Here is a 12,391-nt window from a genome sequence, read left to right on the forward strand (position 1 = left end):
TCCGACAACACTTTTTTATCTGTGATCTGCACCAACAGCCTCGGTAATGTGTCTAAAGCCGTCCTTTCGAAGCAGCTCACGCAGGCCAGCATGTATAGCTCTATTTACTTCCGGCCCTTCGTAGATCAATGCTGTATAAATTTCAATCAGACTTGCGCCTGCTTTAATTTTGTCATAGGCATCACGGCTCGTGAATATACCGCCTGATCCGATAATAGGAAGCTTACCTTCCGTCTGGCGATACACCCGTCCGATGACCTCTGTGGAACGGTCACGCAGCGGCTTACCACTCAGCCCTCCTGTTTCACTCGCATTTCGGTGCGTTAAACCAGCTCTGGATATCGTTGTATTGGTCGCAATAATGCCGTCTACTCCACTGGCAGCAATCGCATCTGTCATATATTCCAATTCCTCATCCGATACATCTGGCGCAATTTTAACCAGTACAGACTTGGCATTGCCATACTTTTTCGCCTGGACTCCCATCTCTGCCCGAACCGCTTCCAATAACGACTTCAGTTCATCACCATGCTGGAGCTTTCGTAAATCCGGCGTATTCGGCGAGCTAATATTCACTACAAAGAAGTCCGCATACGGATACAGTGCGGAAATACACTTTTCATAGTCCTTATGAGCATCCTCATTGGGCGTGATTTTATTTTTGCCGATATTAACTGCGACCGGAACAGGTCGATGTTTGAGTGCAGCCAGACGCTTGGCCATGCTCTCAGCACCCAGATTGTTAAAGCCCATCCGATTGACTAATGCCTCATCGGGAGGCAGTCGGAACAAACGTGGCCGATCGTTACCGGGCTGTCCCACAGGTGTCACCGTTCCCACTTCCATAAATCCAAACCCGATGGAAGAAAAACCAGTAACCGCTTCTGCATTTTTATCCAGTCCTGCAGCCAGTCCAATCGGGTTGGGAAAATGAATGCCAAACAGATCAACGGCAAGATCCTCCGTTTCCTTGACTCCGTACATTCCTCGCAGTGTCGCTGCTCCACCAGGAAGTGAGCCCGCATGTTTTAAACCGTCAATGACTACATGATGGGCCGTCTCTGGACTCATTTTAAAAAAAACAGGTTTCGCAATCCTTCGATACAACACGATTCATCCACTCCGTTCTATGCCCTTGCACAATCCTAAAAAAACATCTCTACAAAATAGTTTAGCTTTTTCCATACCAAAAAGAAAGTAATTTGCGAGGTGCAACATCAGAACAATTCAGTTGTCATGGAGATGTCATTGAAAATGTATAATCAAACCATTTACAATGGACATAGTAAGACAAGACCTTAGCTCGTTAGAAAAGAGGGATTGCTGATATGAAGACCAAGCGCAAGCCGCCCAGTCTGCAAAAGAAAAAGGATGAGGTGAACAAGAAAGCGATTGTATGGACCGCCGTCAGCTTTGTTCTCCTCATCATTGTAATTATTCTGGTCATTGTTTTAGCACAAGCAGGAAATCGTTAAACACCAAGTAGCAATAGCATCAAAATTTTAATTTAGCCAGTGATAGGTTTTGCGGGGATTCGTCTGGTCATGCTGCGGCTCACTTGTAAATCGAGAACCAGGCACAAGCACTTGATCAGGCAATCCCCCGTTACCAATGACTACCTCCGTACCCGAAGGTACGAGTGCAAACAATTCCTCCACATCCTCTTTACCCATTCGGACGCAACCCAAAGACTCATTTTTGCCAATGCTGTCCGGCTCGTTCGTGCCATGAATGGCATAATTCGTTGCAGACAGTTGCATTCCACGGCTGCCAAACTCACCGTTGGATTTTCCGTTCGGATTTACTACTTTATCGGTAACCACAAATTTCCCTTCTGGTGTTCTTTCTCCACCCAAACCGATAGGATAATTTCGAATAAGTACATTGCCACTTACCAGGGCGAGCCTATGCTTAGATTTGTCCACCACAATTCGCAGCGGTTGCCCCAGAAAAGGCCTTCCGTGCAATGACGATGCCAGTAATGGACTGCTTCCGGCCAACGAGTCAGCGTCTAAATCTACTGCCTTCCCTGTTCCCTTTCCTGGTGAAGCAAGTAAATTACGCATAGGTGTAAAAGCCTTCTTCATCCCGTCTGTCGTACCATACATCGTGTTAGCGGGAAAGTCTCGAGTCAGTTCATCAAGACTCTGGGGAAGACGTTGATGCTGTGAGCGAAAAGCACGCATGGAGCTATTCAGCACAGCTAATTCCTCCTGTCCAGCAGCCCATTTTAGACCTGCTTTGCGAAGATTTTCACTGTCTGACGGCTTACAAGCACACGCAGCTGCGTCGTAAGACTGAACAGCTAATCCGCCGTTTCCTTTGTTCTGTACACTAAGTAATGGTTTCATGCCCTCTCTCCAGAGCAGCCACGAGCCCCCTTGCTCCATGCCCAACACCGTAGTCCTGGATGGCAGTCGGCTAGTCTTAGCCAACATATCAGTAAGCCCCGTTCCAGCTTCACTCCCTTTTCGAGCTTGAGCCGTAAACACACCACCAACCACACCGATCTGGGCCGTCTCCTTCGGATCAGCAGTGGCCACTTTCGTAACTTCAATATTATCAATTGCTGCCTGCTCAGTTCCAGATGGATCAAATGTATTCTCATTTGAAGGTCTCGGTGAATTAGCTGAAGGAACCCATATGAGCAGTAGTACCATTAACGCAGTTAACAGGTGACGTGTTCGAGCCGTTCTTCGCTCCTTCTCCTTGGACATCTGAACCAGTTTATCCTGATATTCCATCCATACGTCTGCCGGAATCTGTTTATGCTCGAAGGCTTCGAACACTTCTCCTGCGCGATTAAAGCAATAATTTGCTTTGCCCTCCTGACCGCTGCTCTCATACTCTTTGCCGAGTAAATACCAGGCCATTTTGTTATCAGGGTGTTTTTTCACATACGATTTAAGATGAGGCGAATGGTTCATCGGATCCTCCTGATCGTGTAATCTTGCATACTTCCTATTATGTATATCGGTAAAAATAGACTTGATGGACAGCACATAAGAAAAACGTCTATCGACGTACTTTCACAGAAGCCAGACCGCGCTTGGCAGAAGTTTTTCTTGCGGTTATAGAATGGTTCAGCCTCCGCTGAACCATTCTATAACCTAAAAAAACAGCACCAACAGCTTACTTTCACCGTTATACGGCGAAGGGAACTGTCGGTGCTGTGCCTATCAAAGAAGCCTACGCTTAACCTTCTTTATTGAACGGCTCGTCTGCTACTTTAATGGAATCCGTAGGGCAACCGTCACAAGCATCCTGCATATCATCAAACAGGTCTTCTGAGATCGCCTTGATGCCTTGGTTGGCATCCCCTTCAAAGATCACTTCAGCCAAACCTTCATCATCATAATCATAAATGTCTGGTGCTGTAGCGCCACAGGCTCCGCATGCAATGCATGTATCTTTTTCTACCCAAGTGTATTTAGCCATAACTTTTCTCTTCCTCCTATACAATCAAACAAACCAGCTTTTGCATTCTATTCACATATTAATACAAACCCAATATTATTACAAATTATTTTCCTTTATCCTTCATGCAAAAAATGCTTATAACGTAAGCTTCTGCTTGCACTAATCTATCCAAAAGTTCACTCCGGAGTTGGTAGATTGTCTTTTTGCAGCGAAGTTCCGCGCAACTTGGAGTTGCGAAGAAGTACCGAAGGATCATCTCCCAGCATCCCAGCGGTCAAAATTGCATTTTCACCAAACTTGTCGCGAAGTGCATCCATCGTCTTCAATAAGCTTTCTTTCTTGGGCTGATCCTGGTATTCAAATAGATCCATTTGAACGGCCGCTTCCTCCTTTGGAATAAGCTGCTGTAGCGTAATCCCCAGCAAGCGCACAGGCTTATCTTCTCCCCAATGGCGACGATATAACGCACAAGCTTCCTTATATATGTCCTCTGCACTTTCCGTAGGAGTGCTCCTGACTTGAGAACGCGTAAAGGTCTTCATATCCGGCGTCCGAATCGTCAATTGTATACCTCCTGCCAGCATACCGTGTCGTCGAAGCCGCCGGGCTACCTGATCACTAATGTTAAGAAGTACCCGTTGGGCTTCTTCCAGTTTGACCACATCCATAGGTAAGGTGGTCGTGTGGCCGATAGACTTGTTTGGCTCCCGCTCAGTGCTGACTGGAGAATGATTAATCCCGTTAGCAGCCAATTTTAACCACGAACCCGTCACACCAAATACCCCAACCAGCATATGTTCATCAGCCTTAGCCAGTTGCCCAATGGTGCGAATGTTCATTTGTAGAAGCTTATCTGCCGTTTTGCGGCCCACACCAAACAATTGACCACAAGGTAGGTTCCACAAAATGTTGGGTACATCACGCAAACGTAGAACAGAAATCCCGCGCGGTTTTTTCAGATCAGAGGCCATTTTGGCCAGCAACTTGTTGGGAGCAACTCCAATGGAACAGGGCAGGCCTAGTTCGTCTTCTACTCTGCGCTGGATTTCCTCAGCAATTTCCATAGGTGTTCCAAACTGTTTGGATCCAGAAATATCCAGATAACACTCATCAATTGAAGTTGCTTCCAGCATAGGCGTATACGAATATGCAATGCTCATAAACGCTTTGGAATAACGACGATACAAGTGAAAATCAGGCTGTATTACGATGAGCTGTGGACAGATCCGACGAGCCTGCTGAACGACCATTCCTGTTGAAATGCCCAATCGTCGGGCTTCATAAGAGCAGGTTACAATTACACCTTTGCGCAGCTCACTACTGCCTGCCACCGCGGTAGGTAGTCCCTCATATTTCTCCGGCTCCTCCGCGGCATGAACGGAACAATAAAATGCGTTCATATCCACATGCAGAATAACTCGCCCGCCAACCGGATAATAAGCACTGACATCTTTCATGCTCAACCCTTCTTTTAACTGTAAATTCACCCGTCATCGCGGGAATATGTGTTTTGATTTTACACTTGAGATACCCTTAAGTACCATTTCTATTTTACATAAAAAATAAAGGTTTTGCGGCTAAAAATGATAATTATATATTACAATTGAAGTCATAAGTTGATATAATCGACTAACATACGAACACGACAAACTAACGCTTTCCTGTTTTTAAGCGTTAAACAACTAAATTAATGTGCTTAAAAAAGCAGAATATCACCAATCTGAGCAATCCGCAAAGGAGGAGTCCCTCATGTCCACCGCTATTTCTATCTTTGACACAACGCTGCGAGACGGCACTCAAGGAGAAGGAATTAGCTTGTCTGCTGATGACAAATTGAAAATCGCCAAAAAACTCGATGATCTCGGTGTTCATTATATTGAAGGCGGGATTCCCGGAAGCAACAGCAAGGATATCGAATTTTTCAAACGGGTACAAGAACTGGGCCTTCAGGCAAAGATTGTCGCCTTCGGCAGCACGCGCCGCAAAGATAGCATCGCAGCACAGGATGTCAATCTGCAACGAATTCTGGAATCCGGCGCTCAGGCTGCTACACTTGTGGGTAAATCATGGGATTTTCATGTACACACTGCCTTACAGACGACACTGGAGGAAAATCTGTCTATGATTTATGACTCCATCGCCTTTTTAAAGCAAGGGGGCATGGAGGTTATTTTTGATGCCGAACATTTTTTTGACGGATATAAAAACAATCCCGAGTATGCAATGGCCGTTATGAAAAAAGCTGAAGAAGCAGGCGCGGATTGGCTCGTGATGTGCGATACAAACGGCGGTACCCTGCCGCATGAGATTCAGGAAATTGTCACTATGCTGCAAAGCCAGATAACGAGGTCACAGTTGGGTATTCATACACACAATGACTGCGAGTTGGCAGTAGCGAACTCTCTAAGTGCTGTACAAGCAGGCGCAAGGCAGGTTCAGGGTACTATTAACGGGTACGGTGAACGGTGTGGTAACGCTAACCTGTGCTCCGTCATTCCTAATTTGCAGCTCAAGCTGGGTTACGACTGTCTAGATACCGAGAAGTTAAGTCAACTCCACAATACAGCCCGCTTTGTGAGTGAAGTCGCCAACGTCAATATGCCTGTGAACCAGCCTTATGTTGGCAATGCAGCTTTTGCCCATAAGGGGGGCATTCATGTGTCAGCCATTCTGCGCGACTCGCGAACTTATGAGCACATCGCTCCTGAACTTGTGGGGAACAAGCAGCGGGTCTTGGTCTCCGAACTGGCCGGGCAAAGCAACGTGGTATCCAAAGCGCAAGAGCTGGGCATCACCCTTGACCCATCCAGTGATGAGGCACGTGGCGTAATTAGCCGCATCAAGGAACTGGAGCATCAGGGATACCAGTTTGAAGGCGCGGACGCTTCGCTGGAACTGCTCATTCGTGAAGCAGGTGGTGAAGTGAAGGAAATGTTCTCTTTTGAATCCTTCAAAGTGCTGGTAGAGAAAACAGCCGGCCGCCCGGTCGTATCCGAGGCATTCTTGAAACTGAATGTCGCAGGGACGAGTGTCTATACTGCAGCTGAAGGCAACGGTCCTGTCAACGCGCTCGATAACGCACTCCGCAAGGCTCTTTCTCAATATTTCCCTGCTTTGCGGGACATGCATTTGGCCGACTACAAGGTACGTGTGCTTGACGAAAAGGATGCCACCGCCGCCAAGGTACGTGTGCTCATTGAGTCTAAAAATTACGAGGACGTCTGGAGTAACGTAGGCGTATCCGAAAATGTAATTGAAGCCAGCTGGGAAGCTCTCTTGGACAGCTTCCGTTACGCATTGTTGGAAGCACCAACTCCAACAAACGATCAGTCAGAGCTTACTCATCATGGATTAGTTAATCATTAATCAGTTGCTCGCATGAGCTTATAAGGTGCCTTTGGCGGTCTACTCGGCTCCCAAAGACACCTTCTTTTTTTGAAGAGTTTCTATTTTGCGTTCCAACTCCTGCTCACTGAGCATGCCGATGATGATTTCGCTGACCTGTCCATGAGGATCAACCATTACATGAGTTGGAAAAGCCACCCCTCCAACTCGTTCAAACAATGCTCCTTGCTCATCAAGTAAAATGGGAAACTGGAGATCCAAAGAGCGGGAAAACTTCTGTACATCCTCCAATCGATCATAACGAGTTACATTGATACCATACACATCTACATCATCTTTGTACTTACTATACAACTCATTCAGCATAGGCGCTTCTAATCGGCACGGATCGCACCATGAAGCCCAAAAGCTAATAACCAAAGCCTTATTGCGCGGGGCCCCTACATCGTAGGTCTTGCCGTTTAACCCCTTTAAAATCATAGAAGGAAGCCGTTGACCAGGCTTTAGCTTTTTCAATACCTCTACCGCATGTGTTTCAGCCTCTACCTCTTTCTTAGCTTCAAGTTTTTCTCTACCATTCCCCTCTTTTAAGGGTGCATTTTTCATGGACAGGGTTGCTGCATAAGTTGTGTTTGCAATAACTCCCCATGAAGCCCCAACCACAACCAGTATAACCATCGCTCTGATGAAAAGAATTTTTTTCACAGTCTTATCACCTGTCTTTCGTCTAAATGACCCTTACCTTCTCCATAGGATGCCCATACTGTCCCCACCTCTAACCTTCTAAATCTGAATAGGACGCAAAAAAACAGCAAACCCACGAAATCGCGAACTTGCTGTTTTGATGTGTATATGAATGCTATGCCTTGTACTGAATCAGGCATGACTTAAATGCGCGTAGACATCTGCCAAATTGGTCACATTACGCTTCAACATTTCCTGAACATAAGCAACCCACAGCTTAGCCGTCATTTTCGCATCCTCTAACGCATGGTGCCGCCCTTCAATCGGAATGGATTGATAGGTCAACAATTCATCCAAACTGTAGGTTTGATGTTGCTGTGGCTCAAGCCATTTGGCAAGCATCATCGTATCCAGAACACGATGAGTCAATTGAACTTTAGATGTTTTCCATAACGCAGCATTCAAAAAGGCCTTATCATGAGCGCTAGCATGTGCTACAAGTACTCGCCCACCTACAAAGGACATAAAGTCGTGCAGTCCATTCATAAGTGGTGGAGCTTCATCCGTCATTTCCTGGGTAATCCCAGTTAGTTCGGTAATGTACTCAGGAATCACAGTCCGTGGATTAACAAGCGTATAAAACTGCTCTTTTTCCATAATCATGTCCCCGACAACCCGAATCGCCCCGAACGATAAAATCTCATCTCCATGCTGTGCTGAAAATCCCGTTGTCTCCAGATCAAAAACTACCGTCTCCAAACGATCCAGCGGGGTCCGCAATACTTCAGAACGCCGTTGCTCCCGGGTTAAGGAGCGAATAAACGCCATCTGTTGAGCCGTAGGAGCCCCCATTACAGATGCGATCGCAGACGGCACTCCTCCTCTGCGGAGAGCGCTCCAGAAGCCACTTCCCTGCGCTGGTTCCTTCATGACCTTCTCCCTTCCATAAATCGCAACTGCCTTTGCAACGCACGATGCAACCGTCGTACCGTCGAAAGCGCCTCGCGCAACTCATGCCAGCCTTTACCTTGTTTCAGCGGCTTTACAGCCAGGTAGCCATTGCTGACCAGCAATCCATCATTCTCCTTCACTGGTGTAGCCATTCGTAGCTGAAGCGCAATCCGAAAGGCACGCTCGCAAGCATCGAGTAAAGGCAACGGTGCCGCTTCCAGTGATGCGAGACGACTGAGCCTTTTGAAGGTGGAGGTTTCCTCTACACCATGTTGCAACGCCAAAAAACGGACTGCGTTCACCAGCGGAATGTACAACCCGTATTTCACATCAAAATCGCCCGCATGCTCACCGAAGCGCTCGGTAACAACCTGACCTAAAATGTTAAGTGTCGCTTTATGCCTCACCGTGTTCCTAAGTACCGCCGAGGGTAAATCAGGATGTATTCGGAACAACTCATAAAAACTTCGTTTCCAGTTTGCAGATAGTCGTTCATCTCCAGCGATATGCCTCATATCAGACGAGATAATCAGATAACGGATCGGCTCCCAAGCAAAATCGTCCGACCATTTTGTTAGCTGTTTTTGCCATTCAGATAATGTTTGACGCCACAACGGCTCCGAGCACATTACTTTCCCCTCACATTTGGGATATCCCAAATACTCTAACATCGCAGACACTTTGCGACCAAACTCTCTAAAATATAATTCTTTGTCGGCAGATATCGTGTCACTGATAATCATACCGTTATCCTGGTCACTCCACAGCGTTGATTCCGAGCGCCCCATGCTTCCGAAGGCTATAAATGCGTAAGGGACGGGAGGAGGGCCGAAGCCATCCTCAACCATCCCTTTTTCGCACATTTGTACAGCTCTGGCCGCGATGCGGTCATGCATTTCATTCGCCGTTTGTAACCAGTCTGATAACGGAGCGGAGGCTTGAGAAGCCAGCAACCATTTTTGAGAGTCGACCCTGGCCCGCCTTAGCGATTCAGGTGTATCTGCATGATCAATCGCTTCGGCGGAACTCACCCAAGGGGCCATATTTTGCAGTTCCATACTTCCATCTCCTCCGCTCATCCATACTGGTTCTTTATATTTTACATATTAGTTCACAATTCCAGAACGCTTTTCAGCCTCAGCAACCAACTTCATTTGCTCAGGATAGCCGTACGTACCGTGTTCACTGATATCCAATCCCATTGTTTCTTCCTCTTCTGTAACGCGAATACCCATAATCGCTTTCATCGCACCCAGAATAATGAAGGAAATGACAAACACGAAAGCCAAAGTGCCAATCAGTCCAAGCAGCTGTACTCCTAATTGGGTAAATCCACCACCATAGAACAGACCCGCTTGACCTACACCAGTTATTTTTACAAGCTCAGGAGTAGCGAAGAACCCTGTGGACACTGCGCCCCACATCCCTGCAACACCGTGCACGGAGAAAGCATATACCGGGTCGTCTACTCTTGCACGCTCGAACCATTGCGCTGTGAAGAAAGTAACGATCCCTGCAACTGCACCAATGACCAATGCCGCCCAAGGTGCTACAAAGGCACAAGAACCAGTAATAGCAACCAAAGCCGCCAGCACACCGTTTAGCATAGCAGGAATATCTGCTTTTCCATATACCATCCAGGATACGAGCAAAGCGAAAACCCCACCTGCCGCAGCAGCAATATTGGTAGTCAAGGCCACATATCCAAAGAATCCGTCGTTCATAGCTGATACAGCACTACCCGGGTTAAACCCAAACCAACCAAACCAGAGAATAATAACACCCAAGATAGAGTACACCTGGTTATGACCAGGGATAATGTTCGGCTTGCCATCTTTATTAAACTTGCCCAGACGCGGTTTGAGCAGCAGGGTAGCGACGAGTGCTGCCGTAGCGCCTGTCAAATGGACTACCGTCGAACCGGCATAATCCTGCATCCCCAACTTACCAAGCCATCCACCGCCCCACACCCAGTGAGCTACAACCGGATAAATCACGATGGAGAACAAAATACCGAAAATAATGTATACACTTAATTTTGCACGCTCTGCCATCCCCCCACATGCGATAGAAAGTGATACCGCAGCGAAAGCAAAGTGGAACAAAAACATAATTGTAATCGGAACATCCAGACCTGAGAGAGCATCAAACGATGCAGCCGCATCCGTACCACTCATGAAGAAACCCGTCAGTCCCATAAATCCGTTTCCGCCATCATTACCAAAGCCGAATCCAAATCCAAGTGCCCAGAAGGACAAAGCCGCAACACCCGTGGTGAGAATCGTTTTACCAGCGACATGACCCGCATTCTTCATTCGAGTCGAGCCTGCCTCCAGCAATGCAAATCCCGCTTGCATAAAAAATACAAGTATAAATGCCAAGAACGTAAAGGCCGTGTTTAGCCCGGCTTGAAGTTGAATATTTGTCGGACCGTCAGCAGCAAACGCACCTACCGGAAAAGCTAATACTGTCAGCATGGCCAATAATACAACTAACCACTTTTTTCTCATGAAGCCCACTCCCTCGAATGTTAAGTTTCTTTACATTTCGTGAAATTCTTATTGTCATTATAATCAGAATACATGAAAGTTGACAAGATTTTTTTTATTATGTTAAAAAAATATGGTTCCAAACACTACATGTCATATTTACTAACTATAAAAGTAGCTTGTTTCTGTTCAAAAAAAGCATAACGTTTGACTGTATGGTTGGGAATCATGTAAAATATTCTTTATAAACACTCCGTTTGCAAATGCTAATATTGAAGGTTGAACGAAGAGCGCGAGGTGAAGACAGATGGGGATATGAAGCTGTATCGAATTGGTGAGCTAGCCAAGACGGCTGGTGTCAGCGAACGAACTATTGATTATTACACAAAGCTTGGTTTGATCACACCTGAAGAACGATCATTGAAAAATTATCGGCTCTATAATGATGAAACCTTAAACAGGCTTGAACGTATTAACCAAATGAAACAAGAGAAGTATAGCCTAGAGGAAATCAGACAGACACTGATTAAATGGAACTCGGTTGCGGGGGAAGAGCACGTCACTGACAAACTAACGAGTCTGGAGATGCACATGCAGCGTCTAGAACGCGAAGTCAATGAACTACAGCCTCTCTTGGGGCAGCTCAAGCCCGTTCAAGCGCGCAAGTTGCTTACTGGTCTACTACCACAAAGCGCCGCTTGTATCGAAGCTCTGAAGTATCTGCTGGAGCATAGTTCTATGATGTAGATACCCTGGCTAGTATGATGAACAATATTGGAGGGTTGCTTTATGATGGGTATGTATATATTGATTATTCTTGCGTTCGGATTATCCTTATGGGCGCAATTCCGTGTAAAAGGTACTTTTAATAAATGGTCTGATGTCCCAAATGAAAATGGGTTGACCGGTTATGATGCAGCTCGGCATATGCTAGATCGCAATGGTTTGCATGATGTGCCTATTGAACCAGTACCTGGTGCGTTATCTGACCATTATGATCCAATGCAAAGAGTCGTACGGCTGTCCGAGCCCGTTTATTATGAAAAATCCATTTCAGCAGTTGCCGTAGCTTGTCACGAGGTTGGTCATGCCATTCAGCATAAAGAGCATTATCCCATGCTGGCACTCCGTCACCGGATCTTTCCGATCGTAAACTTCGCTTCCGGGATTGCACCGTTTCTGCTGATTGCCGGTTTCTTATTCAGCTACACGAACCTGATTGGCTTGGGTATTATCTTTTTCTCGGCTACTGTTGCTTTTCAATTAATTACATTACCGGTTGAATTTAATGCTTCCAACCGGGCCCGAGAAATTATGGTTTCCGAAGGGTTTATCCGTAGTGATGAAGAACGGGGTATAGCCAAAGTATTAAATGCTGCTGCATTAACTTATGTGGCTGCAGCTCTTGTCTCCTTGTTGGAACTAATCCGCTTAATCGGTATCTTCAACAGCCGGGATTAATTGCTTGTGTTGCAAAAAAGGTTGTTCCTCTACCAAGTTAA

The 12,391-nt window shown here is 46.4% G+C and carries 12 protein-coding genes; 4 read left to right on the top strand and 8 right to left on the bottom strand.

What is annotated here, in order from left to right; all coding sequences use genetic code 11:
• Positions 1-15: 15 nt before the first annotated feature.
• The gene (locus ACEN8J_RS13370) at positions 16-1,110 is read right to left on the bottom strand and encodes a quinone-dependent dihydroorotate dehydrogenase (RefSeq protein WP_029516721.1); all 1,095 of its coding nucleotides are present in this window, start codon (positions 1,108-1,110) and stop codon (positions 16-18) included.
• Between the two features lie 218 nt (positions 1,111-1,328).
• On the opposite strand from ACEN8J_RS13370, the gene ACEN8J_RS13375 reads away from it, so the two are divergent.
• Positions 1,329-1,475 carry a hypothetical protein gene (locus ACEN8J_RS13375; RefSeq protein WP_023988033.1) on the top strand — a complete coding sequence of 49 codons (147 nt, stop codon included), beginning with the start codon at positions 1,329-1,331 and terminating at the stop codon, positions 1,473-1,475.
• Positions 1,476-1,502: 27 nt separating this feature from the next.
• On the opposite strand, the gene ACEN8J_RS13380 is transcribed toward ACEN8J_RS13375, so the two are convergent.
• The 3 genes from ACEN8J_RS13380 to ACEN8J_RS13390 form a co-directional block, all read right to left on the bottom strand.
• On the bottom strand, positions 1,503-2,927 hold the full coding sequence (locus ACEN8J_RS13380) for a L,D-transpeptidase (protein WP_069011087.1): 1,425 nt from the start codon (positions 2,925-2,927) through the stop codon (positions 1,503-1,505).
• Positions 2,928-3,195: 268 nt separating this feature from the next.
• Complete coding sequence (locus ACEN8J_RS13385) at positions 3,196-3,438, bottom strand: ferredoxin (protein WP_013309730.1); 243 nt, start codon at positions 3,436-3,438, stop codon at positions 3,196-3,198.
• A 158-nt stretch (positions 3,439-3,596) separates the two neighbouring features.
• Complete coding sequence (locus ACEN8J_RS13390) at positions 3,597-4,877, bottom strand: DNA polymerase IV (RefSeq protein WP_029516719.1); 1,281 nt, start codon at positions 4,875-4,877, stop codon at positions 3,597-3,599.
• Positions 4,878-5,169: 292 nt separating this feature from the next.
• Here ACEN8J_RS13390 and cimA point away from each other — a divergent pair, with 292 nt between their 5' ends.
• The gene (cimA, locus tag ACEN8J_RS13395; protein WP_495593569.1) at positions 5,170-6,786 is read left to right on the top strand and encodes a citramalate synthase; all 1,617 of its coding nucleotides are present in this window, start codon (positions 5,170-5,172) and stop codon (positions 6,784-6,786) included.
• A 39-nt stretch (positions 6,787-6,825) separates the two neighbouring features.
• Here the strand turns inward: cimA and ACEN8J_RS13400 are convergent, their stop codons facing one another.
• The 4 genes from ACEN8J_RS13400 to ACEN8J_RS13415 form a co-directional block, all read right to left on the bottom strand.
• The gene (locus ACEN8J_RS13400) at positions 6,826-7,470 is read right to left on the bottom strand and encodes a TlpA family protein disulfide reductase (protein WP_029516717.1); all 645 of its coding nucleotides are present in this window, start codon (positions 7,468-7,470) and stop codon (positions 6,826-6,828) included.
• A 171-nt stretch (positions 7,471-7,641) separates the two neighbouring features.
• A complete protein-coding gene (locus tag ACEN8J_RS13405; RefSeq protein WP_495593570.1) occupies positions 7,642-8,379 on the bottom strand; it encodes an exonuclease domain-containing protein in 738 nt (245 codons plus the stop codon).
• Positions 8,376-9,458, bottom strand: coding sequence for a DUF294 nucleotidyltransferase-like domain-containing protein (locus ACEN8J_RS13410; protein ID WP_029516715.1), 1,083 nt, complete (start codon positions 9,456-9,458; stop codon positions 8,376-8,378). Before ACEN8J_RS13410 ends, ACEN8J_RS13405 begins: the two co-directional genes overlap by 4 nt.
• 48 nt (positions 9,459-9,506) lie before the next feature.
• Positions 9,507-10,910 (bottom strand): ammonium transporter, encoded by a 1,404-nt coding sequence (locus ACEN8J_RS13415; RefSeq protein WP_029516714.1) that lies wholly within the window; start codon positions 10,908-10,910, stop codon positions 9,507-9,509.
• A 294-nt stretch (positions 10,911-11,204) separates the two neighbouring features.
• Here ACEN8J_RS13415 and ACEN8J_RS13420 point away from each other — a divergent pair, with 294 nt between their 5' ends.
• Positions 11,205-11,636, top strand: coding sequence for a MerR family transcriptional regulator (locus ACEN8J_RS13420; protein ID WP_049816952.1), 432 nt, complete (start codon positions 11,205-11,207; stop codon positions 11,634-11,636).
• Between the two features lie 42 nt (positions 11,637-11,678).
• The gene (locus ACEN8J_RS13425) at positions 11,679-12,350 is read left to right on the top strand and encodes a zinc metallopeptidase (RefSeq protein ID WP_023988023.1); all 672 of its coding nucleotides are present in this window, start codon (positions 11,679-11,681) and stop codon (positions 12,348-12,350) included.
• The last annotated feature ends 41 nt before the right edge of the window (positions 12,351-12,391 follow it).

It is taken from the genome of Paenibacillus sp. Paensp38, assembly GCF_059491915.1.